Origin of the sequence: Pseudoalteromonas piscicida, assembly GCF_000238315.3 — a bacterium.
Taxonomy (GTDB): Bacteria; Pseudomonadota; Gammaproteobacteria; order Enterobacterales; family Alteromonadaceae; genus Pseudoalteromonas; species Pseudoalteromonas piscicida.
The window spans coordinates 3,739,978-3,764,363 of the sequence record NZ_CP011924.1 but is presented as its reverse complement, the minus strand read 5'-3'; the positions used below and the strand labels follow the sequence as shown (position 1 = coordinate 3,764,363).

Genomic DNA, 24,386 nt, shown 5'->3' with positions numbered 1-24,386 from the left:
GTTGATTCCTTCATCTTCGCATATCGAATGGAACAAACAAAGTCACCAACGCTCAATTGCCAATTTCTACTTTTTTATAAAGTACTTATTTAGACGCAGATAAAATCAGAAATGGTTTAAAAGGGTTGGAAAAAATTTTACTTTTTTATTTAGCAGCAAAAAGTGGAACCTGACGCTCCACTCAGGAAAGTTACTCAGCGCTGTTAGCCTCGCTCTCGTCGGCAACTTGGTAAGGTTTATAGTGCCAGCCCTTAAAGACTAATTTCGGCTTTTGTCCCGGCAGCTGTACGCCAATGCCTGCATTTTTTAATGCTTGATCAAAGTGGATCCCTGTACCACCGGTACCAGTAATCGATGCCCCTCGAACTGTACCGTACAATTGCCCACTGCCGTTCAACAGAATAGAAGTTAACGGTGAATAAATAGCAGCATATAGTGACGATGCGCCGCTAAATACAAAACCCTCGGGACCATCAAATGAAGAGTACACGCTAAACACGGGCAGTTTGCTGTTCTTGGTTAAGCCTTCTTGCTCAGCAATAACCTTAGCACTTGCACCAATAGAAACTTTGCCAGTAGTGAACACGGTCAGAGAACTTTCTTTTTCTATCCAGATATGGGTGTCACCAGTTAATGTGAGGTCACCATCAATCAACCAAATCACATCGCCACCTGAGATCTTGATTTTGCCATCAGATCCTAACTTCAACCCTTTAAATGGAAACGCGAGCTGAGTTTTTTCTGTCGCTGTGCCGAGGTTTTGATCCACTCCTTGGAATAAATAAATGGTGTGCTCTTTGGCAACATACACGCTCGATCCATTACGCTCATACACTGCCTGTTTTGGTTTAAAATGTAAGATTTGTTGCGCGCCTACATTGAGAGGAGTAAATCGATTACGAGGATCGATAATGCTATCCATATTAAAGGGTAACGCCAAAGGATCACACTCTTTATTAGGCTTTACAGGGTCGTAGTCGGGAGAATCAGGATCGTACACCTTTACCGGCTCAACCACTAAATCAGCGACTCTAAATTTAGCATCGGAGTAATGCACACCATCTTGAACTTGCAAGCCAGTATCTTTAAATTGACCACTGCCAGTATATTGAATATCGAACGCATCGCCATTTTGGTTGATGATCTCAGCGCCCCACTCCATTTTCGCGTCACCCATGGCGCGCACATAACCTTGGATCTTACCGCCTCTATGGGTAAAAAAGCCGCGGCTGTAGACATTACCTTCTACTCGAATACCACTTGATGACGGCGAAATATCTACCCCAGTATTTGATCTAACGTCACCCAAAATCGGTGAAGAACCTTTTAAATAAATCACACCAGATGCTTCAACATCGCCTTTAATCGGAGAGTGACCTGATAGCACCACATCTGCATCGCCCACCACAGTGTGTACATCACCATCATGGCTTTTTGTTTCTTCGTAAGTGCCTTTCGATGAGTCATAGCTGTCAACAGAGCCACTACCAGATAGGTTCACACCTTTACAACCAGTAACCGCATTTTGGAATATGGACTCTTTCGCTGCTGGCTGTAACTCGAAGCGCGCAACTAGCCGATGGTTCGCGTGCTCACCATGACGCTGACCTAAGCTTTCAATTTCAAACTCATTGCCATTGGCATTAACCGAGATCTGATATTGCGAATCAGAGATCGTTCCACTACCGGTTTTACTAATACCATTTATCAGCGCATTGACATCTTGTGGATTACCACTTAACGCCGCATCCAGCTTTTGACGATATTCTCTGATCCCTTGTTCAGCCACTAATCTTGCATTAATGTCTTTTTGGAAGTTACCACTTAATCTTTCTTGTACAACACCTTCCTTGAGGGAAGCGAATACCACAACGCTAGCCATGCCGCCAAGCAGCATCACTTTAACCAGTGTAAAACCTTGTTGTTGTTTCATTGTATTAGCTACCTAATCCAGCGTAAAAATTCATCTGTATGCCTGTACCGTATTGTGTCGGAAAACTACTACCTTGTATTGTGACTGTAATTAACTGACCACTGGCATCGATTGCAAACGCGAGTCCAGTTACCCCTTTCAAAAGATTGATATCGCCAGTGCCGCGATCGCACACTAAATACCCATCTTGTAAAAAATAGCGCTCAGTGTAGTCAACCGTGGGGACACTGCCATCACAAGCGGGCACCCCAGCCAATTGCCGGACCGTAATATCGGTCGCCGTCACAGTAGGGATTTCCTGAGTTTGCTTGATGCTGCGCATCATCACTCGATTGGTATAGCGAACAATCTCTTGCGATGTTGCCAGCTGTTGGCTTGTCGTCACCGTTTCTTTTATCGATGTGTATGACGTTGCAATCCCCATAACCAATACCAACCCAACAACCATAGCAACCATAAGTTCCAGTAAGGTATACCCATTTATCTGTTTCATGAGCCCCCCCCCAGGTGGTGGAGAGCAAGTATCCTCAACATTTGGGTAACTGGTAGTCAAAGAGATTTGGTTTTCAGCGAGCTTTTTTACCCGCTTATCTTCCCAACTCACCGTAAGCTGCATGTTATTGCTATAGGTCGCAGGCAGCGCTAACGTAAAGCGACTATCCGCAGGATGCAGCTGTTGAATAAGTGGATTAGCGAGTGTCATATCATTGTTGTTATGTTGTAATTCACATAACAAGGGCCATATCCTCTCAATTGCATTTTGACCATGAATTAACGCCATCGTGTATTGAAAGCTATTGGAGGCAAACTGTAATGACTTAAGCTGCGTAGCAGCAAGACCAAGCAACATTAGCCCAGCCACCAACATCGACACCACGACCTCAATGAGAGAAAACCCCTTACTTAACTGCAATTTTGTTCCGCCTCAGCTAACCAACTTTGACCACTGACCAGCACACATAAACGATAATCCTGGGTATCGGTAATGTTGTCGGTGATCAATATATTGTTTGTTGCCAGCACTTCGCCACTTTCACGCACAACTTGGTCAGCAAGTGCCACTTCTATCGAGCTATGCTTAATAGAAAACCGCCCCACTTCGGTCAATTGACCATTCTCATTGGTTTTCACAACCCAGTCACTGTCCTCAACGACCAGTGATACCTGTTGCTCACGTCGAACCGCTTCACTGCGGGCCAAGCGATATACCGCCTGCAGTTGATTAGCATGTGTCGTAAGTCTGTCTTGCTGAATTTGCTTTATAAAACTTGGCGCAGCTATCGAAGCTAAAATTGCAAGTATTGCCATGGCAATAAGCAGCTCAAGCAAGGTAAACCCTAAATGTCTATTGCCAGCAATCATTGTTCTTCGGTCCTTGTTCACCAAGATGGTTGATACTTAGCACACCACATTTATCAGTCGCTTGTGCTTTTCCCACTATTGGCGTGGCTGTAAATTGATATCCCAAATTACGGTACTGCCCAACTGCGCCATTTGGTTTATCAGTGGGAATATATTTAAACGTGTAGAATTTAGATTCAGGCAGATCTGTAAGTAAACTCGCATCAGGGTAGCCACTATTACGGCTGTATATGCGTTCAATCACCCCCGCCATTTCCAACATTTGCTGCTGTGCTTGCGAACGACGTCCATCCAGAACGTATTCCACATATGACGGATATGCCACGCTGGCTGTGATCGCCACTATTGCAACGGCAATTAATAGCTCCGTAAGCGTAAAACCTTTATTTACAGACATTTAATTATTCCACCACTAAATTGATAGCGCTGTCATTTTATTCCACTGTATGACAGACAAAAGACAAAGAAAAGGACTAACCTATAATATGTAAACATAACATGGAGCGAAAGTTTCTAAAAAGGAAACTTATTACACCACATTACAGCAGTATTGCCTTTTGATATAAGGCAAACTTTGAGCGAGAGGATCATCCATGTCACACCTTAAATTGGTATGAATAAGATTATTATTATGATTTTCTTCGAGGGGTTACTTAATTCAACCTAAAAGTTGGATACCAACAAAACCAATAGTATTAAGAATATCTGTTAACTAGGTTTTTACTATCCGAAACTCGGGATCATTTAGGTAAATTAAGTGAATAAAAAGCCGTGTATAAAAATACACGGCTTTTTTAAGCTCAATTAAAAATTAAGCTTCAGCAATTACGATTACTTTGATCGTAGCTGTAACGTCAGAGTGTACTTGGATAGCTACGTCGAACTCGCCAGTCTCACGGATAGTACCTAGAGGTAGACGAACTTCTGACTTAGAAACCTCAACACCTACTGCAGAGATAGCATCAGCAATATCGCGAGTACCGATAGAACCGAATAGCTTACCTTCGTCACCCGCTTTAGAAACTAGAGTTACTTCAGCTAGTGCTTCTAGTTTTTCAGCGCGTGCCTGTGCAGCAACTAGCTCTTCAGCGATTTTCGCTTCAAGCTCAGCGCGACGTGCTTCGAAAGTTTCAATGTTAGATTTAGTTGCAGGAACTGCTTTACCCTTAGGGAATAAGAAGTTACGTGCGAAGCCAGATTTAACATTAACCTGATCACCTAGGCTACCTAGGTTTGCAATTTTGTCTAGTAGAATAACTTGCATGTCTCTACACCTTTTAAAAACTAGTAATCAGCTGCTTACTTGTGTAAGTCAGTGTATGGAAGAAGGGCTAGGTAGCGAGCACGCTTGATAGCAGTTGCTAGCTGACGCTGGTATTTAGCGCTAGTACCTGTGATACGGCTAGGTACGATTTTGCCACTTTCTGTTACGTAGTTTCTAAGAGTAGCCAGATCTTTGTAATCAATTTGTTGTACGCCTTCCGCTTTAAAACGGCAGAACTTACGACGTCTGAAATAACGTGCCATGAGTAATTTCCTCAATTAATTCTTTCAATATGTTGTGCGTGCAATACCAGCTGACTCAAGCCATTTCGGCTCTCGTGGCGATTTATAAAACCGCGAACTTGTAATGCTTGCCCAACGTATAAATGCTCAGTTTGGTTTCGGAACTGTTCTCCACTGGCAACCACTTGAATACGCACGTAGGCATTTCGAGTAAGGTCAGCCTCTAATTGCATTGATTTGTGCTCAAGTACAAATATGCAATGTGGGATCCCAGCTGGGCTTTGACTAAATTTAGGTGTTTTACAAATCACGCCCGAAAGCAGATATTGATTGGTATACAGGTCAACCTGATTACTCACCATTACCTCGAAAGGTTAGTCAAATCCGAAATCAACAACGATTAAGCAGAAGCTGCTTCTTTTTTCTCTTCTTTTGCAAGAGGAGACGCTTCAGTTACCGCGTTTTTAGTACGCATAACTAGGTTACGAAGCACTGCATCGTTGTAGCGGAAAGAAGTTTCAAGCTCGTTGATTACTTCAGTTGGTGCTTCAACGTTCAAAAGAACATAGTGTGCTTTGTGAAGCTTTTCGATTGGGTAAGCCAGTTGACGACGACCCCAGTCTTCTAGACGGTGAATAGTACCGCCAGCTTCAGTGATAGCACCAGTATAACGCTCGATCATACCAGGTACTTGCTCACTTTGGTCTGGGTGAACCATGAATACGATTTCGTAATGACGCATGGATATTCCTTACGGTTAGTATAGCCTTGTCCCGTTTCGGCCAGTCGGGGTAAGGCAAGGAACGATAATAGTAAGGCCGAAAGAGCGCGTATTTTACGCGTAGCATTAAAATTAAGCAATCAGTTTGTTATGAAAAATTGGTGGAATAAAGCTATATCTGCAAGGGGTTTTTAGAATGATTGAAAAATAAGAATATTTAGGAGAGTTGGAGCGGCACACGAGGTTCGAACTCGTGACCTCGACCTTGGCAAGGTCGCGCTCTACCAGCTGAGCTAGTGCCGCATTCCATAGTTAGCTCGTTATGTTGTCGGTAATAAAGGCAAGGTCGCGTTGATTACCTACTGCAGCTGAGCTAGTGCCGCATCACAATCTTTAGCTCTGAATTTGTCGGTAACTACGCTAGGTCGCGTCCTTACCTGTAGCAGCGGAGCTAGTGCCGCATCACATTTTTTAGTTTATACACCTAAAGTAAGTGTTTGGAGCGGCACACGAGGTTCGAACTCGTGACCTCGACCTTGGCAAGGTCGCGCTCTACCAGCTGAGCTAGTGCCGCATTCCATAGTTAGCTCGTTATGTTGTCGGTAATTACGCAAGGTCGCGTCCTTACCTGAAGCAGCTGAGCTAGTGCTGCATCACATTTTTTAGTTTATTCACCTAAAACAAGTGTTTGGAGCGGCACACGAGGTTCGAACTCGTGACCTCGACCTTGGCAAGGTCGCGCTCTACCAGCTGAGCTAGTGCCGCATTCCGATGTAGCCCTTAATTTTCCGCTGGGCGCAACCTAAAGGTCGCGTCTAACGTTTTAGCAGCTGAGCTAGTGCCGCATCACATCATATTCTTTATTTTTCCAGTCGAATACAAACTGAGAAGCTTGGAGCGGCACACGAGGTTCGAACTCGTGACCTCGACCTTGGCAAGGTCGCGCTCTACCAGCTGAGCTAGTGCCGCATTCCGATGTAGCTCTTAATTTTCCGCTGGGCGCAACCTAAAGGTCGCGTCTAACGTTTTAGCAGCTGAGCTAGTGCCGCATCACATCATATTCTTTATTTTTCCAGTCGAATACAAACTGAGAAGTTTGGAGCGGCACACGAGGTTCGAACTCGTGACCTCGACCTTGGCAAGGTCGCGCTCTACCAGCTGAGCTAGTGCCGCATTCCATAGTTAGCTCATTGTGTTGTCGATAATTACGCAAGGTCGCGTTGATTACCTATAGCAGCTGAGCTAGTGCTGCATCACAATATTTAGCTCTGAATTTGTCGGTAACTACGCTAGGTCGCGTCCTTACCTGTAGCAGCTGAGCTAGTGCTGCATCACATTTTTTAGTTTATACACCTAAAGCAAGTGTTTGGAGCGGCACACGAGGTTCGAACTCGTGACCTCGACCTTGGCAAGGTCGCGCTCTACCAGCTGAGCTAGTGCCGCATTCCGATATAGCTCTTAATTTTCCGCTGGGCGCAACCTAAAGGTCGCGTCTAACGTTTTAGCAGCTGAGCTAGTGCTGCATCACAATATTTAGCTCTGGATTTGTCGGTAACTACACTAAGTCGCGTTCTTACCTGTAGCCCTGAGCTTGTACTGCTTTATTTATGCTCAAGAAACCCCGCAAGGCTTGTCATCTCAAGCGGGGCAGGATTCTACAAGATAAAATTTGCTTTGCAAGTGTTTTTTAAACTTTGAAGAATTTTTCTTGATAAACTTTCAGCTCCATGATGGAGTCTTTGATATCATCCAGTGCTAAATGAGAGCTTTTTTTCTTTATTTCACCCAATAGCTCTGGCTTCCAGCGTCTCGCAAGTTCTTTTATCGTACTGACATCCAAATTACGATAGTGGAAATAAGCTTCTAGCTCTGGCATGTATTTGTTGAGGAATCTACGGTCTTGACCAATAGAGTTACCACACATTGGAGAAGCACCTGGCGGCACCCACTCTTTAAGGAAATCTAGTGTTTGCTTAACTGCATCTGCTTCCGTGAACTGACTCGCTTTACAGCGAGCAGTTAGACCTGAGCGACCATGTTGATTGGTGCACCACTCATCCATATTGTCCAACAGCTCATCACTTTGATGAATTGCCACTACTGGACCTTCAGCTAAAACATTGAGATCACCGTCTGTGATCACCGTCGCGATTTCTAAGATTTTATCTGTTTTCGGTTCTAGCCCCGTCATCTCTAGATCGAGCCAGATCAAGTTTGATTCATGAAAAGTCATACTTTACCTTAGCGGTACTTTCCTTTAGATCCAATGCAATTAGATATATCATATTAGTTTAAACACTCGACCTAAAGCTTTTTTTACCATGCGCGGCGTTTTATTGATTTATAGCCTAAATTTGAACGCTCTGCACGCCTAAGCTTAAACAGATTATAAACATGGCAAAGAAAAAGAAACTCAGTAAGGGCCAATCCCGTCGGATTAAAGCCAATCATCAGAAGCGAATCGATAAAGCGAAAGAGACAGAAGTATCTGATGTTTCATGGCAAAACGACAACTTAGGGCCAACAGAAGCTGCAGTGGTGATCAGCCGCTTCGGCCAACATGCGGATATAGAAACCACAGACCAAGAGGTTTTGCGTTGCAATATCCGTCGTACCGTAACAAGCTTAGTTTGCGGTGATGAAGTCATTTTTCGTCGTGCCAAGGTCAGTGATGGTGACTTAGCCGGCGTAATTGAGGCTGTACATGAAAGGCGCACACAACTCACTCGTCCAGATTTTTATGACGGTGTGAAAGTTGTTGCTGCAAATATTGACCAAATATTGATGGTGTCGGCCGTTGTGCCTGAATTTACCCCTCAAATCATCGATCGCTATTTAGTCGCTTGTGAGGATATGGGGATAGAGCCGATTTTATTACTAAATAAAATTGATTTGCTTGACCAAGAAAGCCTCGAATATATTGATGAAGTCTTAGATATATATCGTGAGCTTGGCTATCGCGTACTGTTAGTCAGTACAAAATCAGGCGAAGGCATTGACGAGTTAAAACACATGCTTGAGGACAAAAATAACATTTTTGTTGGACAATCAGGGGTTGGCAAATCAACGTTGGTCAATACGGTACTACCCAATGCAGATATTCTCACCAAAGAAGTCTCCGAAAATAGCGGCTTAGGGCAACATACAACCACAGTATCGCGCTTACACCACTTGCCGTCCGGTGGAAACCTGATCGACAGCCCAGGGATCCGTGAGTTCGGCCTATGGCACTTAGACGTGGAACGCGTCACTTGGTGCTTTAAAGAATTTAGGGAGTTTATTGGCGGTTGCCGCTTTAGAGACTGTAAACACCTGAACGATCCGGGATGTTTACTTCGTGAAGCCGTAGATGAAGGTAAAATCAGCGAATTACGTTTTGAAAGTTACCATCGTATTTTAGAGTCTATGGCTGATGGCCGCGCAGGTGCGCGCGCGCCGAGAGTCTGATAATATTTGCTAAATTGGCTCAATGACTTGAGCCCGATAGCCACTTCGCAATACAAAAAAGCGAAAGTGACAAGACTAATAATTAGGAACTGTTAAAAGTGAATTTGGATAAACTAAAAATTGCCATGCAATATGCATTACCTAAACATGCGGTTTCTCGTTTGGTTGGTAAGCTTGCCGCAGCAGAAGCTGGCGCCTTAACCACAAAGCTAATTAAGCTGTTTATCAAACAATATAAAATCGACATGAGCGAGGCATTGCACGAAGATCCAGCTCACTATAAAACCTTTAACGAGTTTTTTACCCGTCCGCTGAAGCCGGGGATCCGTCCTTTGGCAGAAGATAGCGATATCCTTGCCCACCCAGTTGATGGTGCAATCAGCCAACTTGGTGATGTCGTCGATGGTCAAATTATCCAAGCTAAGGGCCATAACTACAGCTTACAGACGCTGCTAGGTGGTAAAGAAGAAGACGTTGCGCCTTATGTTGGTGGTAAGTTTGCAACGATTTATCTAGCGCCGAAGGATTATCACCGTATCCACATGCCGGTTGATGGCACACTTCGTAAAATGATTTATGTACCAGGCGACTTATTCTCAGTAAATCCACTTACTGCGCAAAATGTGCCTAATTTATTTGCTCGTAACGAGCGAGTTGTTGCTATTTTTGACACTGAGATTGGTCCGCTTTCTATGGTATTGGTTGGTGCAACTATCGTCGCTAGCATTGAGACGATTTGGGCCGGTACAGTGACACCACCAGCCGGAAGAGATGTCTTTACTTGGACATATCCAGCAGAAGGTGACAACGCGATAATGCTGAAAAAAGGCGAAGAGATGGGTCGCTTTAAGCTTGGTTCTACCGTGATCTTAGCGTGGGGGGCAAATAAGGCTGAGTTCTTAGATGGCCAAAACCCAGAGACTGTCACACGCATGGGTACATCTTTCGCAAAAATAGCAGAGTAAATTACTTTTATACCAATTTACTTAATTAAGTGACCTATTTTGAGGCAAGAAAATCTTGTCGATAACAAGGCAAAAATTTTGCTATTTAGTTTGTTCTAAATAAGAAATTTTCAACGCCGTTAGCGTCAGATTTACTCCTTCAAATTGAGCAAGTATTAAGACTAATTGGTATTAGTGGCTTGAAACTACTTCAAGCCACAACATTCACATTCGGGGTTTTTACTGAGCCTATACTGCTTTTGCTGCAAGCTCATACCATCTAGCGTACAAAATACACTTCTTTGATGATGTCCAAGTAGTACATTTATCGTCAATAAAGCTTGCTGCGCGCCGATCACCCCCAGTAATGGGCTAATGACGCCAAAGTTGTCACAATTCTCCACTGATGTTTGCGAACCCTCAGGGAAAACGCAAGCATAACAAGGTGACTCAGCCCTAAAATCAAAACACATGAGTTGGCCTTGCGTGGCAATCGCGGCTCCTGCTATCAACACCTTGCTCGCTTGATAACAATACCGATTGAGCAAATAACGGGTAGTAAAGTTATCGCTACAATCCAGGACAACATCTGCATCACGGAGCAACTCGGCGACGTTCTTATCAGTCAATCTCGCATTCATTGGTACTAATGTGATCTCGTTATTGAGACTTGCCAGCACCTTTGCTGCTGCTTTGGATTTTTGCTGACCAAGGTGGTTCACCTTATACAGAATTTGCCTTTGTAAGTTAGACAATTCCACGTCGTCGTCATCAACAAAAGTAAGCTTACCAATGCCACTCGCCGCTAAGTAAAACAACGCTGGGCTTCCCAGCCCACCGCAGCCAACCACAGCCACATGCGCCTGCTTCAATGCGAGTTGGCCTTGCTCCCCGACCTCTTTTAACAGCAAATGGCGACTATACCTTAGCCGCTCTTTGTCATTGAGTTCAGTCATGCCGCGCCATAGCTTGCTTTAATTCAAGTACAGCTTGCTGTGGGTCTTGGGCTTCAGTGATGGCTCTTACAACCGCAATACTAGATACGCCAGTTGCAGCCACTTCCTGTGCTCGGCTAAGATCAATGCCACCAATAGCGACTGTTGGATAGCTACTCTGCATCAAAGGTACAAAGTGCATCAGCTTTTCCAACCCCTGGATTTGGCCGGTCATGTCTTTGGTCGTGGTTGGGTAGATAGCACCAAAAGCCAAATAACTTGGGCGATAGTTATGTGCCCGGAGCATTTCATAAAAACCATGGGTCGAAATACCTAAGCGCAGCCCTGCCTCTTGGATGGCAACAAGATTAGCTTTATCGATATCCTCTTGGCCCAAATGAATTCCATAAGCGCCGTGTTTAATCGCTAACTGCCAGTAGTCGTTAATAAACACCTTCGCATCGTATTTTTGTCCAAGTGCAATGGCGGTTTGTATTTCAGCTTCAAGGTTAGCTTGCTCTGGATCTTTAATTCTCAGCTGCACCGTATCAACACCTAAAGCAAGACATTTTTCCACCCAATCAGTGCTGTCCACCACGGCATAAAGCCCAATAGGGTCGTCAATGTTGGCAAAGCCTGCAGCAAAATTAAATTCCTCAGGTAATGCAAACTCTAGTTCATCAGCAAGCCAAGAGCCCGCTTCTATCACTTGCGGGTAATCATTGAGATCAACTGGAAAACTCGTATGCGCAACAGGGCCCACACCTTCACCATAACGTATCGCCGCTTTTAGTCCTGCATTGATGTATGCTTTAGCGAGAATAAAAGCATCTTTAAATGGGTACTCCTTGGCCATACATGCCGCGATCACTGACGATAAACTACACCCAGTACCATGGCTATGCGGTGTTTGAATTTTCTCATTGCCAAGCCAATACTCGGTATCACCCGCCAAGCCATAATCAATGCAGTAGCCTTTTGGGTAATCCCAATGACCGCCTTTAATGATCACCGACTTTGCACCGAATTCACGCAATTTGGCAGCAGCCTCTTTTACCGCTTCAGGACCTATCAAATACACGCCTGTCAGCAGCTGAGTTTCGTGTGTATTGGGTGTAATGATATCCACCAGCGGTAATAAATGGGTTTTTAACGCATCCACCGTGTCTTCTTCGGTTAATGAATCCCCGCTCGTCGCGATGGCTACTGGGTCATAAACCACAAGCGGCGGCTTTTCCCATGTTGCTTTATAATGCTCGAGGTGTTCAGCGATCAGTTGGATCTGCTGAACATTGGCGAGCATGCCAATCTTTATCACCGTTGCAGGCATATCTTGCGAAAGCGCCGTCAGCTGAGATTCGATAACCGTGGTCGAAACCGGGTTTAACGCTTCCACCCCTAAACTATTTTGCGCCGTCAACGCAGTTACTACGGTACAACAATGAACATTAAAGCTCTGCGTTGCTTTGATATCCGCTTGAATACCAGCGCCACCGCCAGAATCAGAACCCGCAATACTCCAAACGATATGTGACAAAGAGAACTCCTTATATAGTTATCCGCAATTCAAGTTAGTTTGCGTGCCAAAAAGGCATGCCTAAGGTTGGCGTAGAAGGTGATGCCACCTCTTTTTGTGGCATTGCTTTTGCCAAATAAGACAGACGCCCTGCAACCGTGCTGGCTTCAAACGCTTTTGCCATGGTGATGGGACAACCCGCCCCTGCCACTGCCGAATTCAATAGTACGGCATCATAACCCAGCTCTAGAGCTTGGCAAGCATGAGACGGCAAGCCGAGTCCCGCGTCCACAATCAAGGTTTGATGAGGTAAACGCGTGCGGATGGTTTGCAGGTTATATGGATTTAACAGCCCTTTTCCCGTACCAATTGGCGCGCCCCATGGCATTAAAACCTCACATCCTAGCGCATCTAAACGCTGACATAGCACCAAATCATCGGTGCAATAGGGCAATACTTTAAAACCGTCTTTTAGCAAAATTTCGGTGGCTTCGAGCAGTGCGATTGGATCTGGCTGTAAGTTATATTCATCGCCAATAAGTTCAAGTTTAATCCAATCCGTGGCAAACACTTCCCGGCACATTTGCGCCAGTGTCACGGCTTCTTTTACGCTATGACAGCCAGCTGTGTTTGGTAAGACTCGCAGTCCCATCTCTTTGATAAGCGACCAAAAGTCATCACCCGCCTGCTGAGTTTGCTGGCGTCTCAGCGACACAGTAACAATCTCAGCTCCCGAGGTGGCGATAGCCCCCTGCATTACCTCTGGAGAGGGATAAAGTGCTGAACCAATTAACATGCGGCTAGTAAATTGTTCACCATAAATGGTGAGCTTAGTATCAGTCAAAGACTGCATGTTTATCCCCCTTGAATTGGCGATAAAAGCTCAATCTTATCACCATCGCTTAGTGTCACGCTTGGCAGCTCCGTACGAGAAACAAAAGTACCATTAAGCGCGACGGCAAAAGGCGGTTTGGCACCTCTGGCTTCAATAAATTCCTGAATATTTTGCTCGCGGTTGATATTAATCGTTTCGCCATTAAATTCGACTTTCATAATAACTCCTTAGATAGTGCTTGTTTCACGATAAGCGGTGCCAGCAGATAACCGTGTCTATATAGGCCATTAATACTGATCACATTACCTTGTTGTTCAATTTTGGGGTGATTATCTTTAAACGCAGGTCTAAGCCCTGCTAATAAAGACAATACTCGCGCTTCGGCAAACCCACGATGAACTGAATAAGCAGCAGAGAGTAATTCGAGTGTAGAACGTACCGTTATCTCACCATTATCTTGCGATTCAATTTCCGTCGCACCAATAACAAATTGATGGTCTGGTTTTGGCGCAATGTAAATGGGATATCTGGGGTGCATCAAGCGCACAGGTCGAGTTAAGGTCACTTCTGGGGCATAAATTCTCGCTACTTCGCCACGCACACCACGAAGCCCATTACACGTAGCTTTCGCACCAAGACCGCGACAATCAATCACCCAGTCATACGCTTGACTAAGCTGCGCCTTTTGCGCTTCATCACAATGGACACCGTAGTTAATCTCTACACCTTGCTTCGTCAATGTTGCCACACTACTTTGATAAAACGCCTGATTATCAAGCTGGCCTTCGCAAGGTAAATACAAGCCTTGATGGAACACACCGCCAAGCTCTGGTTCCAATTGCGCGATCCGAGCACCGTTCACCACTTCCGCACTATGATCTTTTAACGGTTTTAAGCGCCGCTGAAAACTCACTAAATCACCACGGTCTTGGCCATGTGCCACAATAAGAGAGCCTTGCTGCTGGAAAAATACCGGGCTTTCCAGTTTCGCCAGTAATTGTGGCCAGAGTTTCATGGACTCCAGCCCCTGCAGCGCCAATGCTTCATCGCATATCACAGATTCAGCCAACGGCGCTAACATGGCCGCCGCGACACTACCTGCTGAGCTCTCCGTACCTTGCTTTGCTTGTTCAAACACGCTGATTTGATAACGCTCAGCGAGCATCAATGCGGCGATGCGCCCAGTTAAGCCAAAACCCAAGATAGCAACACGTGCTTGAGTAGACATAGCTACACTCCTAAAATTAGCCACCCGACGGGCATCAAGGTGGCTATGATGGGATAGATCATATCGCTTTGTGGTAAAGCTCAGAGCCCGATTGCTTAAACTCTTCTGATTTTGCTTTCATCTCGGCTTCAACATCCACCATTTTAATGCTGATCTCTTCGCCTACATTATTAGGATCAATGCCTCGCGCTTCTAACTCTTTTGCATAGTCACGCACATCCTGAGTGATCTTCATCGAGCAGAATTTAGGACCACACATAGAGCAGAAATGAGCGACTTTGCCCGACTCTTGTGGCAAGGTCTCATCGTGATATTCACGAGCACGCTCTGGATCTAGACCGAGATTAAACTGATCGTGCCAGCGGAACTCAAAACGCGCTTTAGATAGCGCATTGTCACGAACTTGAGCACCCGGATGGCCTTTCGCCAGATCCGCTGCATGCGCCGCGATCTTGTAGGTGATCAAGCCTTCTTTTACATCTTCTTTATTCGGTAAGCCTAAATGTTCTTTTGGTGTCACATAGCACAGCATCGCACAGCCATACCACGCAATTTGCGCCGCACCGATCCCTGAAGTGAAGTGATCATAACCCGGAGCGATATCGGTTGTGAGTGGGCCAAGCGTGTAAAACGGTGCTTCATCACAGTGCTTTAGCTGCTCTTCCATATTCTCTTTGATCATATGCATCGGCACGTGTCCAGGGCCTTCAATAAAGACCTGAACATCGTGTTTCCACGCAAGCTTAGTTAACTCACCAAGGGTACGCAGTTCACTAAATTGCGCTTCGTCATTGGCATCGGCAATAGAACCCGGACGTAAGCCATCGCCCAATGAGAAACAAACATCATACTGTTTTAAGATTTCACAGATGTCTTCAAAGTGCGTGTAGAGGAAGTTTTCTTTGTGATGCGCTAAACACCACTTCGCCATAATTGAACCACCGCGAGACACAATACCTGTCACGCGTTTTGCCGTCATCGGCACGTAACGCAGTAGTACTCCCGCGTGGATAGTAAAGTAATCCACGCCTTGCTCAGCTTGCTCAATCAAGGTATCGCGGAAGATCTCCCACGTTAGATCTTCGGCAACGCCATTCACTTTTTCTAGTGCCTGATAGATTGGTACAGTACCGATTGGCACAGGAGAGTTACGTACCACCCACTCGCGGGTTTCATGAATGTAACGCCCTGTAGACAGATCCATTACGGTATCTGCACCCCAACGGGTCGACCATACCATCTTTTCTACTTCTTCTTCGATAGAAGAGGTCACAGATGAGTTACCGATATTGGCATTAACTTTGACTAAGAAGTTACGTCCGATGATCATCGGCTCAGTCTCAGGGTGATTGATATTGTTTGGCAGTACAGCACGACCACGGGCGATTTCATCACGCACAAATTCAGGCGTAATAAACTCAGGAATACTGGCGCCAAACGATTGGCCTTTGTGTTGCTGCGCGAGCAATTCTTCACGCAACTTAGCGCGTCCCATATTCTCACGGATCGCCACATATTCCATTTCAGGCGTCACTATCCCTTGGCGGGCGTAGTGCATTTGCGTGACATTTTTACCCGCCTTAGCACGACGGATTTTAGGTAGGTGTTCAAAGCGAATATGATCAAGCCCTTCATCCGCCATACGCTGCTGAGAAAACTGTGACGTCACCGACTCTAGCATTTCGGTATCATCGCGCTCAACTATCCACTGCTCTCTAAATTTAGGAAGACCAGCACGAACGTCAACCGGTACTTCAGGATCTGTGTATGGACCTGAAGTATCATAAACACGAATGGGATCGTTTGATTCAAATACCGGATTTTCTTCGGTGCCACCTACAAACGAATCACTTAGCGTGATTTCACGCATACCAACGCGTACGCCTGCTTGCTCGCCCTTCACATAAACTTTATGTGAGTTTGGAAAAGGTTGGCCTTTAAGGTTATGGATAAATTCTGCCGCGGCTGCTCGCGCTTCACGACGACTTAGCTTGCTACTATTGTTTGACATGACGTCCCTCTTATTTTCATACAAAGGTGTCTTGTCAGATCTCCAACAGGAGAGAGACGAGGATAGTCCTCGGGTAAGGTGGATAGCAATAAACCACTATTGCTACAGACAAACGCAGCGCGTTTGCTGTCTTGTTCCCTACGCAGGCATTAACCTGATCAGGTCCACGGATCCCGCAAAATGCGATCTCAGCCCGACTATCTGCAACAAATTTGCTGCAAAAATTCAAGGCACTCCGACAAGTAACGAATTAGCGCCAGTCTACTTGCTAACACGAAAGCTCGCAAGCACTGACTCTGGAATTCTTATTTTCAGCTTATTGTTTAATAAAACTAAACTGAGGTTTTCCTTTTAAGGTCAACTTATTAGCATTTACTTCAAGCAAGACACCAATTTGTAATTGGTTAATAAGCTGCGATTCAACCTGAGCGATTTCTTCACCACAGTACTTACGCGTCATGCCTAAGTTTTTAACTTTTAACTGCCCTTCGACAATTTCGCCTTCGCCAAAAAAGCGATTACAACCCGCAAAACCATTGACTTGCAGTGCATCGATAAAACGAATATCAATAGGCTTTTCACCAAGTCCAGCGTCTGATTGTAATTGCGTAATATTTTGGCCATTAATACTCTGTAACTGCCAAGCGGAATACTTAAGCGCTTCCGTGTCTACCTTCCCTGTCGATATACATCCACTAAGCGCCATTATTGCGCCGATTATGCTGATGAATTTCATGGTAAACCATCTATTTTATGCCCTGAGTTTATTATAACGTTTCAAGATACAAAAATAGCAGTAAAATTCTGTAAAAATCACTCAATTGAGTATTTTACCGTCGCCATGTTTACATATCGTAGTATTTAATTAAATAAGTGTGTAATAGCGACAGGTAAAAACGGTCTACCGCGCTCATTCACCGAAGTTCCAGTGACCACAGCATCAAGCATGAGTTTATTGTCATGCGCTCTTATCACTTTTTGCTTAAATGCAAACTTTACTCTGCTTTCACGCTCAAGTGCGACTTCAACATAAAACTCATCGCCTGGACGTAACGAGTCTTTGTAATTCATTTCGCTACGAATAACGACTAAGTTCACTTTTTGCTCTGCAAGCGCTGCAAAATCAACGTTATTCGCCAATAAAAACTCATGCCTTGCATGCTCTAAATAATTAAAATACACACTGTTATTAACTATTCCCTGTAAGTCACACTCATAGTCTCGGACTTTAAAATCAACTTTAAAACTCATATCTGGCCTATTTGTTTAACATTTGCGGGCTAACATATAACACAATTTCACTGTCAACTGGTCTGGCTTTTGTTAAACTGTGCCCAATTAAAAATGGGACAAAGATTAAGCATGAAGTTAAAACTCTCTACGATCACCCTGGCACTGCTGCCATTTTTCTCTCATCAGGTACTTGCCGACGATAACCTAGAAACCATTGTCGTCACCGGCGATTTTCAGAATGAAACTATCCAGACATTAAGTGCAAGCGCTTCGGTGGTGGATGAACTCACTATCGCTAAACGTGGTGCGCAATATTTAGATGAGATACTGGGTGCCACCGCTAACGTTAACTTTACGGCAGGTGCATCTCGTGGTCGCTTTATGCAAATCCGAGGGATCGGCTTACGTTCACAGTTTGTTGATCCTATTTATCCCAGCGTTGGCTTATTAATTGACGGTATTAATTACTCAGGATTAGGCGCAAGTGCGCTGCTTTTTGATACTGAGTCAGTGGTGGTGTATCGCGGCCCTCAAGGCACTAAATTCGGTTCAGATGCTTTAGCAGGAATCGTTGAAGTAAATACCCAAGCCGCTACCACAGCGCCCTCATTAAAAGTGAAGTTAGGCGCAGGTAATTATGGTAGCTACGAAGCAGGCCTTGCGGCGGGCACAGGGTTAAGCGACGACACCGCTGTGCGCGTCAGCCTTTATCAACGAGAGTCTGACGGCTACGTAGATAACCTCTACCTAAACAAACCTACTCAGCAACAAGACGAGCAAGTAGCAAGAGTGAAGCTTAACTCTCAAGTGAGCGATAATTTCGCACTAGAGTTTGCTTATCACCATATTGATACTGAAAACGGGTACGACGGTTTCACCCTAGATAATTCACGTAACAGTGTTGCTGATGACCCGGGCCAAGACAACCTCAGCTCCGATGCGTTTTCACTACGCGGAATTTATACTCGCTCAGACTTATTCAATGTCGAATTTAAAGTATCTGGGCTAGATGCTGATACTTTATATAGCTACGACGAAGATTGGGTATGTAATGACGCAGCTCAGCCAGCGCTATGCGCAGCAGGATTACACCCAGAAGGATACAGCTCAACCGATGCCTACGAGCGTAACCATGAAAATGGCAACATAGAGTTTTTAATCAAAGATAAACAAAATGACTGGGTGGTAGGTGTTTTCGCAAAGCGTAACGATGTTGATTTGACCCGTCATTACACTTGGCTTGAGAACCCATTTACGTCAGCATACACCGTAGAAAGTAAGGCGATTTTTGGTCAATACGTGCATCACCTTTCAGACAAAACTCGCCTAATCGGTGGTCTTCGCGCAGAGCAATATGACGCTGACTATTTAGATAGTAACGGCTTTAGTATCGAAACCGATGATGTAATGTGGGGCGGAAAAGTCGCACTTGAATATCAAGTTGTACCGCGCACTATGATCTACACCAGCCTTACTCGCGGTTACAAAGTCGGCGGTGTAAACGGCGAAGCACTGGCAAAAGCCAAAGATGAAGGTTTAAATATTCCGGCTGAACACCATTACTTTGACCCTGAGTATGTTTGGAACGCTGAGTTTGGTGTAAAAGGTGAGTCTGAAGACAAGCGTCACCTTGTGCGTGTTACCGCGTTTTATATGCAACGCGATGATATCCAGCTAAAACAATGGCAAGTTTCTAACCAGCAATTTGCAGGCTACATCGACAACGCCAGTAAAGGCAGTAACTACGGCCTAGAAGTTGAAGGCAACCTACAATACACGGACCGCCTTGGTTTTAGCTATAGCGCAGGCTATTTAGAGACCGAAATTGAAGACTTTGTGGCTGCCAGTGGCCTAAACCTTGATGGTCGCGACCAAGCACAAGCGCCAAATTATCAATACTCGTTTGCCGTCAATTACGAGTTAATGGATAACCTAGTGGTTGAATTGGGTGTAGAAGGCAAAGACAACTATTACCTCTCGGACAGTCACAACGAGCAAGCGCGCAATCATAACCTGATCAACGCAAGCCTTAGTTACTATGGTGACAACTGGTCATTAACGGCTTGGGGTAGAAACCTAGCAGACGAAGACATTGTAGTACGTGGCTTTAGGTTTGGTAATAATCCATTAGACGGCTGGCAAGACAATACCTATGTACAATACGGCGAGCCGCGCGTTTATGGCCTAAGTTTTACTTACGAACTATAGTACGACCCGTTTATCGCCTACACATAAGGCGATAAACACGTACAAAAAGAAAAAAGGGGGAACGTAAAATTAGAGTAAAACGCTCCCCCTCACCGCAAAAACTCAAAAAGCAATTACCCTTTTAGTTATTCCATGCTTGGGGCACTGGAATACACCAACTCAACCAGATTATTCATCGTTTTTGACTTCTGCATGTAAGCCTTTTCCATATGGGCAAGCTCTTGCAGTTCAAACAAGGTTGTTTCCACCAGTGCTAACCATTTGGTTGTAGTGTCTGGCACCTCGTTACCCTGCCTTGCCGCCTTCTTGAGGGCATCGTAATAAATCGTTAAGTCATGATATTGGCGTAGATAATCCATATTGCTCTCCAACATGTCACTTTATTTCACACTAAAGTAACAAAAGCTTCGAGCAAAAATCTGCGCGAAGAAAATTTTTTTGAATTTATTTGTAAATTAATTAAAAACGCCAAAATCATCATCGCAACACCTCAGTTAAATAATGAGTTACTCATCTCAGGCTTCGCCTAAAAAATCGAGCGAAGATTAATTAAATGCAACAAAATGTTCATTTTTAGACGGACTACTCTTGAAAAAGAAATTTTCTACGATAGACTCGCGTTTACGGTTTAGATACAAAAATGCAACTTGGTTAAGCGAACAATAGAGACAAACAAATAGCATACATCCGGCTACATAGGGACTGATGCTGTTTGTGACGCGAGTGCGACAGGCAAAAAGGATTGAGTTGGTGGGGAAATTTGATAAGCGCTTTACAGGAGACGACCTGCGCCGCATGCGCAAAGTCGCCGGCAAAACCACGCAAGAAATGGCTAACTTGGTCGGCGTGGAGCGTGGCACTTATGAAAACTACGAAAAAGGCGTAAGCAAATTTCCCTACGAATATTTTGAAGTATGGTGCGACGCCTGCGGTATCAACCTTAATCCACTTAGAGAACAAATCCTTGCCTTAAGAGACAAAATTGACGACGCCAAATTGTGGCGCAAGTCGCCAACTCCGCGAAATAACAAACCAAGCAATGAGGATAACGGCTAATGAAAGACGCGCACTTTCATTGCCCCTCATTAAAGTGGCAAATAATAAAGTTACGAATAAGGTCTATTTGCAACACGATGTTTTCAACTTTATTGTTAAGGAGTAAAGTGGAGTGGAAACTAAACACCGCAAAACTTAACTTAGAAAGGACGTCATTATGCGCTTTTTTATAAAAAATATAGCTAACCGGCTCGTAACTTTAACAGCACTTACCCAAAAACAAGCTAACAGGGTATCCTGTGGATCGCTTGGGCCAAAAGTAAAAGACCCAAAAGTCGAAAGTGACTCAGTAGCGCCAAGTAAAAAATCATCACTTAGTGCTGACTCAGTTAATCAGGTGATTGGTGGCACTACAGGAGGACAAGCTGATGACCCTAAAGTTAAAAAATCACATAATAAATTTACAGCTTCCGACCGAGTTTATTTAACTGACGGTAATATTAAGCAAGTTTTTGGCGGAGCTGGGGGAGCTAAAGGTGATGCTCCTAGGGTGCTATTCGCAGATGCAAAAGCTAGTACCTTCAACTTTACAGTCTTAGGTATTGATGAAATTAGAAAAACCATCGGCGGAACCGGTGGCGCAAAAATAGATGAGCCGAAGTTGGAACCATCCGAAAAACCATAGGCCAAAATTACAATCACTATTAGCATCTAAAACTAAGCCACCGAAAGCTGAAAGTTATAGGGCTTACTGTAAGGAAATAAAATGCGAACATCTTGGATCTTTTTACTTATCTGTGCAGCAATTGCAGCTTCACTTTCAGTAATTTATATCCATTTCAATCATTATGCAGATACTGTAATGCTTGCCTGCATTATTATATTTTGCTTTATGGCTAAAAACCATGAAAATATAAAGCACATTGTGGCACTACTGTTAATAATGACAGCTATAGAATATGGTTTAGTGAGTTACGTTGTTTCGTTAAATAGTATGGGACTACCACCTTTTCAAGGCAACCTTTTGATGTTTGGATCCCATTTCCTTGTTGATCTAACAATCCTAATGATAATGAAATATCGCGTTCGATTATCTCTTCGTTATGTTAGACGCACAGCACCTGATAATTGGCGTTCCATATATATGACTCATGCAGACCCTATCCTATATGGCATTTACTTTGCGTTTATTCTAGTTGACCTCGCGGCCTTCGGTGAAAATATTATTCGTAATTTAGAACATTTCGGCGTAGATGAAAGCTTTGCCAAACAATTCTGGAGCTGGGGCTTAATATACTATAACTACGAAATCCTAAAGTCGATTTTACTTTCCTGCGTAGTCACCACCATATTAGCTACCATTTTTGTCGAACGACAGCGCCCTGATACGCCAGATGAGGAATTAGAAAGCGAACCCAAATAGGGCAATAGCTTGTAAAAAATAAAGCCCGCTCCCGCGGGTTTTATTTTTTATTCTACTCAGATATAAAACTAAAACTGCATCCCTTCTTCAAAATCGGACACTTTGACTAAGTTAACGCCCGTCGCCTTCTCCTCAAAAAAGATATCTGCAATTTTTTGATGGACAAAGACATACTTCAGACCACCTGCTTGTTTAAATATCAAGCGCTCTTCTTCTGGGATTTTATCCAAGACTTCACTATCTAAGTGGTATTTATAAACGTCGATTCTCGACATAAAGTATGGATCTGCCAATTCTTCTTTCGTCGCTTTCTCTGTTTTAGACTTTTCTCTATCCCAACAATCCAGCTCTTGCCAAAAGTTCATGCACCAATAGTCTTCGTGATAGTTACCACCATCGTCAATGTACACAGCTGGATATAGCTGCATCCCGACAAAATTAAAAAATTTTAGCCGCTCTCTAATTTGGCTACTAATTATAGGAGTCACCATGTTTAGCATAACGGTTGGGATAGGCCTTTTGATATTTCTTTTGATATCTTCTTGTTTGTAGCTATTTTCAAAGAAAAGAGGCTCTTCTCCCCAAATTAACCGCTCAAATTCAAAGTCTCTATCCGCCGACTTTTGCAAAGCTGTAAGGTGCAATGTTACTTCGCTATACTTTTTTAAAATGATGTAATATTGGTCGTTAAAATCTCTTGCCATTGCACTGCCAGCTATTTATTTAACGTAGTCTAATGACTAACTAAAACTGCATCCCTTCTTCAAAGTCGGATACTTTGACTAAGTTAACGCCTGTCGCCTTCTCTTCAAAAAAGATATCTGCAATTTTTTGATGGACAAAGACATAACCCATATCATCGGGCTCCATTTTAAAAATCAGCCGCTCTTCTTCTGGAATTTTATCTAATACATCACTATCAAGGCTGTACTTGTAGGTCGTTAAGTCATCTGCGTCCGGGTTCACTTTGAGCTTCTTTAATGTTGTCTTTGAAAATTTTGATCTCTTCCTATCTAGGCAATCCAACCTTTCCCAGAAGTTCATGCACCAATATTGCTCGTGATAGTGACCATCATCATCGATATAAACAGCGGGATAAAATTGCATTCCTTTAAAATCAAAAAACTTAAGCTTCTCCCATATATTTCTACTTATGATTGGGATCGTCGTATCGAGCATAACGCTAGATATTGCTCTTTTGACACCTGATTTTAAGTCTTCGTCCTTGTATCCATTTTCGAAAAATAGAGGCTCTTGACCCCAAACTAAACGTTCAAACTCAAAATTTCTATCCGCTGACTTTTGCAATGGCGTTAAGTACAGTGTGCTTTCAGTAATTTGGGGGAGAAAAATAAAATATATTTCATTATAGTTCACTAAAGTTCCTTGTAATATATAGTGCAAACATTACGTCGTGAGTATTTAATTATAGAGCTTTAAAACTGCATCCCCTCTTCAAAGTCAGATACTTTGACTAAGTTAACGCCAGTCGCCTTCTCCTCAAAAAAGATATCTGCAATTTTTTGATGGACAAAGACATAACCCATATCATCGGGCTCCATTTTAAAAATCAGCCGCTCTTCTTCTGGAATTTTATCTAATACATCACTATCAAGGCTGTACTTGTAGGTCGTTAAGTCATCTGCGTCCGGGTTCACTTTGAGCTTCTTTAATGTTGTCTTTGAAAATTTTGATCTCTTCCTATCTAGGCAATCCAACCTTTCCCAGAAGTTCATGCACCAATATTGCTCGTGATAGTGACCATCATCATCGATATAAACAGCGGGATAAAATTGCATTCCTTTAAAATCAAAAAACTTAAGCTTCTCCCATATATTTCTACTTATGATTGGGATCGTCGTATCGAGCATAACGCTAGATATTGCTCTTTTGACACCTGATTTTAAGTCTTCGTCCTTGTATCCATTTTCGAAAAATAGAGGCTCTTGACCCCAAACTAAACGTTCAAACTCAAAATTTCTATCCGCTGACTTTTGCAATGGCGTTAAGTACAGTGTGCTTTCAGTAATTTGGGGGAGAAAAATAAAATATATTTCATTATAGTTCACTAAAGTTCCTTGTAATATA

Annotated in this window: 27 protein-coding genes, 6 tRNA genes and 1 riboswitch; of the genes, 6 read left to right on the top strand and 27 right to left on the bottom strand. The window is 43.8% G+C overall.

The features are described 5' to 3' along the window. Positions 1-190: 190 nt before the first annotated feature. The 15 genes from PPIS_RS17230 to orn form a co-directional block, all read right to left on the bottom strand. On the bottom strand, positions 191-1,933 hold the full coding sequence (locus PPIS_RS17230; RefSeq protein WP_010368804.1) for a DUF7305 domain-containing protein: 1,743 nt from the start codon (positions 1,931-1,933) through the stop codon (positions 191-193). A gap of 4 nt (positions 1,934-1,937) precedes the next feature. Next, positions 1,938-2,846 (bottom strand): prepilin-type N-terminal cleavage/methylation domain-containing protein, encoded by a 909-nt coding sequence (locus PPIS_RS25435; protein WP_010368805.1) that lies wholly within the window; start codon positions 2,844-2,846, stop codon positions 1,938-1,940. Continuing rightward, positions 2,837-3,295 (bottom strand): GspH/FimT family pseudopilin, encoded by a 459-nt coding sequence (locus PPIS_RS17215; RefSeq protein ID WP_010368806.1) that lies wholly within the window; start codon positions 3,293-3,295, stop codon positions 2,837-2,839. Before PPIS_RS17215 ends, PPIS_RS25435 begins: the two co-directional genes overlap by 10 nt. Continuing rightward, entirely contained in the window at positions 3,279-3,692 is a 414-nt protein-coding gene (locus PPIS_RS17210) for a type IV pilin protein (RefSeq protein WP_010368807.1), read from the bottom strand. The genes PPIS_RS17215 and PPIS_RS17210 overlap by 17 nt, the downstream gene beginning before the upstream one ends. Positions 3,693-4,106: 414 nt before the next feature. Further along, on the bottom strand, positions 4,107-4,559 hold the full coding sequence (gene rplI, locus PPIS_RS17205; protein WP_010368808.1) for a 50S ribosomal protein L9: 453 nt from the start codon (positions 4,557-4,559) through the stop codon (positions 4,107-4,109). 35 nt (positions 4,560-4,594) lie between these two features. Beyond that, positions 4,595-4,822, bottom strand: coding sequence for a 30S ribosomal protein S18 (gene rpsR / locus PPIS_RS17200; RefSeq protein ID WP_002962753.1), 228 nt, complete (start codon positions 4,820-4,822; stop codon positions 4,595-4,597). 11 nt (positions 4,823-4,833) lie between these two features. After that, positions 4,834-5,163, bottom strand: a complete 330-nt coding sequence (gene priB, locus PPIS_RS17195; protein ID WP_010368809.1) for a primosomal replication protein N — start codon at positions 5,161-5,163, stop codon at positions 4,834-4,836. A gap of 38 nt (positions 5,164-5,201) precedes the next feature. Then, the gene (gene rpsF, locus PPIS_RS17190) at positions 5,202-5,543 is read right to left on the bottom strand and encodes a 30S ribosomal protein S6 (RefSeq protein ID WP_010368810.1); all 342 of its coding nucleotides are present in this window, start codon (positions 5,541-5,543) and stop codon (positions 5,202-5,204) included. A gap of 206 nt (positions 5,544-5,749) precedes the next feature. Further along, positions 5,750-5,825 (bottom strand) — tRNA-Gly (locus PPIS_RS17185). 195 nt (positions 5,826-6,020) lie between these two features. Further along, a tRNA-Gly gene (locus tag PPIS_RS17180) sits at positions 6,021-6,096 on the bottom strand. Between the two features lie 115 nt (positions 6,097-6,211). Continuing rightward, positions 6,212-6,287 (bottom strand) — tRNA-Gly (locus PPIS_RS17175). A gap of 128 nt (positions 6,288-6,415) precedes the next feature. Further along, positions 6,416-6,491: transfer RNA gene (locus PPIS_RS17170), tRNA-Gly, on the bottom strand. A 128-nt stretch (positions 6,492-6,619) separates the two neighbouring features. Next, positions 6,620-6,695: transfer RNA gene (locus PPIS_RS17165), tRNA-Gly, on the bottom strand. Between the two features lie 194 nt (positions 6,696-6,889). After that, a tRNA-Gly gene (locus PPIS_RS17160) sits at positions 6,890-6,965 on the bottom strand. A 244-nt stretch (positions 6,966-7,209) separates the two neighbouring features. After that, entirely contained in the window at positions 7,210-7,755 is a 546-nt protein-coding gene (orn, locus tag PPIS_RS17155; RefSeq protein WP_010368811.1) for an oligoribonuclease, read from the bottom strand. Positions 7,756-7,916: 161 nt separating this feature from the next. Here orn and rsgA point away from each other — a divergent pair, with 161 nt between their 5' ends. Together rsgA and asd are read left to right on the top strand one after the other, a co-directional pair. Next, entirely contained in the window at positions 7,917-8,969 is a 1,053-nt protein-coding gene (rsgA, locus tag PPIS_RS17150; RefSeq protein WP_010368812.1) for a small ribosomal subunit biogenesis GTPase RsgA, read from the top strand. 98 nt (positions 8,970-9,067) lie between these two features. Continuing rightward, entirely contained in the window at positions 9,068-9,934 is an 867-nt protein-coding gene (gene asd / locus PPIS_RS17145; protein ID WP_019647266.1) for an archaetidylserine decarboxylase, read from the top strand. Positions 9,935-10,119: 185 nt separating this feature from the next. On the opposite strand, the gene PPIS_RS17140 is transcribed toward asd, so the two are convergent. The 8 genes from PPIS_RS17140 to PPIS_RS17105 form a co-directional block, all read right to left on the bottom strand. After that, positions 10,120-10,869, bottom strand: a complete 750-nt coding sequence (locus PPIS_RS17140; RefSeq protein WP_010368817.1) for a HesA/MoeB/ThiF family protein — start codon at positions 10,867-10,869, stop codon at positions 10,120-10,122. Then, complete coding sequence (gene thiE, locus PPIS_RS17135) at positions 10,862-12,385, bottom strand: thiamine phosphate synthase (protein ID WP_010368819.1); 1,524 nt, start codon at positions 12,383-12,385, stop codon at positions 10,862-10,864. The genes PPIS_RS17140 and thiE overlap by 8 nt, the downstream gene beginning before the upstream one ends. Positions 12,386-12,419: 34 nt before the next feature. Beyond that, a complete protein-coding gene (locus PPIS_RS17130; protein ID WP_010368821.1) occupies positions 12,420-13,217 on the bottom strand; it encodes a thiazole synthase in 798 nt (265 codons plus the stop codon). A 2-nt stretch (positions 13,218-13,219) separates the two neighbouring features. After that, entirely contained in the window at positions 13,220-13,417 is a 198-nt protein-coding gene (thiS, locus tag PPIS_RS17125; RefSeq protein WP_010368823.1) for a sulfur carrier protein ThiS, read from the bottom strand. Further along, positions 13,414-14,427, bottom strand: coding sequence for an FAD-dependent oxidoreductase (locus PPIS_RS17120; RefSeq protein WP_010368825.1), 1,014 nt, complete (start codon positions 14,425-14,427; stop codon positions 13,414-13,416). The genes thiS and PPIS_RS17120 overlap by 4 nt, the downstream gene beginning before the upstream one ends. 58 nt (positions 14,428-14,485) lie before the next feature. Continuing rightward, on the bottom strand, positions 14,486-16,438 hold the full coding sequence (gene thiC, locus PPIS_RS17115; protein ID WP_010368827.1) for a phosphomethylpyrimidine synthase ThiC: 1,953 nt from the start codon (positions 16,436-16,438) through the stop codon (positions 14,486-14,488). 118 nt (positions 16,439-16,556) lie between these two features. After that, positions 16,557-16,686, bottom strand: a riboswitch (TPP riboswitch). A 68-nt stretch (positions 16,687-16,754) separates the two neighbouring features. Next, positions 16,755-17,174 carry an META domain-containing protein gene (locus PPIS_RS17110; RefSeq protein WP_010368829.1) on the bottom strand — a complete coding sequence of 140 codons (420 nt, stop codon included), beginning with the start codon at positions 17,172-17,174 and terminating at the stop codon, positions 16,755-16,757. 125 nt (positions 17,175-17,299) lie between these two features. Further along, positions 17,300-17,689: an acyl-CoA thioesterase gene (locus tag PPIS_RS17105; RefSeq protein ID WP_010368831.1), complete on the bottom strand. Its 390-nt coding sequence runs from the start codon at positions 17,687-17,689 to the stop codon at positions 17,300-17,302. A 111-nt stretch (positions 17,690-17,800) separates the two neighbouring features. Here PPIS_RS17105 and PPIS_RS17100 point away from each other — a divergent pair, with 111 nt between their 5' ends. Further along, entirely contained in the window at positions 17,801-19,879 is a 2,079-nt protein-coding gene (locus tag PPIS_RS17100) for a TonB-dependent receptor (protein WP_010368833.1), read from the top strand. A gap of 125 nt (positions 19,880-20,004) precedes the next feature. Here the strand turns inward: PPIS_RS17100 and PPIS_RS17095 are convergent, their stop codons facing one another. Next, the gene (locus PPIS_RS17095) at positions 20,005-20,238 is read right to left on the bottom strand and encodes a hypothetical protein (protein ID WP_010368835.1); all 234 of its coding nucleotides are present in this window, start codon (positions 20,236-20,238) and stop codon (positions 20,005-20,007) included. Positions 20,239-20,584: 346 nt separating this feature from the next. Here PPIS_RS17095 and PPIS_RS17090 point away from each other — a divergent pair, with 346 nt between their 5' ends. From PPIS_RS17090 to PPIS_RS17080, 3 genes are all read left to right on the top strand, one after another. After that, complete coding sequence (locus tag PPIS_RS17090) at positions 20,585-20,935, top strand: helix-turn-helix domain-containing protein (RefSeq protein ID WP_019647268.1); 351 nt, start codon at positions 20,585-20,587, stop codon at positions 20,933-20,935. A 157-nt stretch (positions 20,936-21,092) separates the two neighbouring features. Next, the gene (locus PPIS_RS17085) at positions 21,093-21,560 is read left to right on the top strand and encodes a hypothetical protein (protein ID WP_010368839.1); all 468 of its coding nucleotides are present in this window, start codon (positions 21,093-21,095) and stop codon (positions 21,558-21,560) included. Positions 21,561-21,641: 81 nt separating this feature from the next. Next, the gene (locus PPIS_RS17080; RefSeq protein WP_010368842.1) at positions 21,642-22,298 is read left to right on the top strand and encodes a hypothetical protein; all 657 of its coding nucleotides are present in this window, start codon (positions 21,642-21,644) and stop codon (positions 22,296-22,298) included. 68 nt (positions 22,299-22,366) lie between these two features. Here PPIS_RS17080 and PPIS_RS17075 read toward each other — a convergent pair whose 3' ends face one another. Genes PPIS_RS17075 through PPIS_RS17065 form a run of 3 tightly spaced genes read right to left on the bottom strand, consistent with a single transcriptional unit; the run spans position 22,367 to position 24,367 of the window. Continuing rightward, complete coding sequence (locus PPIS_RS17075; RefSeq protein ID WP_010368845.1) at positions 22,367-23,002, bottom strand: imm11 family protein; 636 nt, start codon at positions 23,000-23,002, stop codon at positions 22,367-22,369. 40 nt (positions 23,003-23,042) lie between these two features. Next, positions 23,043-23,675, bottom strand: coding sequence for an imm11 family protein (locus tag PPIS_RS17070; RefSeq protein WP_010368848.1), 633 nt, complete (start codon positions 23,673-23,675; stop codon positions 23,043-23,045). Between the two features lie 59 nt (positions 23,676-23,734). Further along, complete coding sequence (locus PPIS_RS17065) at positions 23,735-24,367, bottom strand: imm11 family protein (RefSeq protein ID WP_010368848.1); 633 nt, start codon at positions 24,365-24,367, stop codon at positions 23,735-23,737. Between the last annotated feature and the right edge of the window lie 19 nt (positions 24,368-24,386).

Coding starts and splice junctions, on each gene's coding strand:
- PPIS_RS17230 (WP_010368804.1), bottom strand. CDS start 1,933: ATGAAACAACAACAAGGTTTTACACTGGTTAAAGTGATGCTGCTTGGC.
- PPIS_RS17215 (WP_010368806.1), bottom strand. CDS start 3,295: ATGATTGCTGGCAATAGACATTTAGGGTTTACCTTGCTTGAGCTGCTT.
- PPIS_RS17210 (WP_010368807.1), bottom strand. CDS start 3,692: ATGTCTGTAAATAAAGGTTTTACGCTTACGGAGCTATTAATTGCCGTT.
- rplI (WP_010368808.1), bottom strand. CDS start 4,559: ATGCAAGTTATTCTACTAGACAAAATTGCAAACCTAGGTAGCCTAGGT.
- rpsR (WP_002962753.1), bottom strand. CDS start 4,822: ATGGCACGTTATTTCAGACGTCGTAAGTTCTGCCGTTTTAAAGCGGAA.
- priB (WP_010368809.1), bottom strand. CDS start 5,163: ATGGTGAGTAATCAGGTTGACCTGTATACCAATCAATATCTGCTTTCG.
- rpsF (WP_010368810.1), bottom strand. CDS start 5,543: ATGCGTCATTACGAAATCGTATTCATGGTTCACCCAGACCAAAGTGAG.
- orn (WP_010368811.1), bottom strand. CDS start 7,755: ATGACTTTTCATGAATCAAACTTGATCTGGCTCGATCTAGAGATGACG.
- rsgA (WP_010368812.1), top strand. CDS start 7,917: ATGGCAAAGAAAAAGAAACTCAGTAAGGGCCAATCCCGTCGGATTAAA.
- PPIS_RS17140 (WP_010368817.1), bottom strand. CDS start 10,869: ATGACTGAACTCAATGACAAAGAGCGGCTAAGGTATAGTCGCCATTTG.
- PPIS_RS17130 (WP_010368821.1), bottom strand. CDS start 13,217: ATGCAGTCTTTGACTGATACTAAGCTCACCATTTATGGTGAACAATTT.
- thiS (WP_010368823.1), bottom strand. CDS start 13,417: ATGAAAGTCGAATTTAATGGCGAAACGATTAATATCAACCGCGAGCAA.
- PPIS_RS17120 (WP_010368825.1), bottom strand. CDS start 14,427: ATGTCTACTCAAGCACGTGTTGCTATCTTGGGTTTTGGCTTAACTGGG.
- thiC (WP_010368827.1), bottom strand. CDS start 16,438: ATGTCAAACAATAGTAGCAAGCTAAGTCGTCGTGAAGCGCGAGCAGCC.
- PPIS_RS17110 (WP_010368829.1), bottom strand. CDS start 17,174: ATGAAATTCATCAGCATAATCGGCGCAATAATGGCGCTTAGTGGATGT.
- PPIS_RS17105 (WP_010368831.1), bottom strand. CDS start 17,689: ATGAGTTTTAAAGTTGATTTTAAAGTCCGAGACTATGAGTGTGACTTA.
- PPIS_RS17100 (WP_010368833.1), top strand. CDS start 17,801: ATGAAGTTAAAACTCTCTACGATCACCCTGGCACTGCTGCCATTTTTC.
- PPIS_RS17095 (WP_010368835.1), bottom strand. CDS start 20,238: ATGGATTATCTACGCCAATATCATGACTTAACGATTTATTACGATGCC.
- PPIS_RS17090 (WP_019647268.1), top strand. CDS start 20,585: ATGCTGTTTGTGACGCGAGTGCGACAGGCAAAAAGGATTGAGTTGGTG.
- PPIS_RS17085 (WP_010368839.1), top strand. CDS start 21,093: ATGCGCTTTTTTATAAAAAATATAGCTAACCGGCTCGTAACTTTAACA.
- PPIS_RS17080 (WP_010368842.1), top strand. CDS start 21,642: ATGCGAACATCTTGGATCTTTTTACTTATCTGTGCAGCAATTGCAGCT.
- PPIS_RS17075 (WP_010368845.1), bottom strand. CDS start 23,002: ATGGCAAGAGATTTTAACGACCAATATTACATCATTTTAAAAAAGTAT.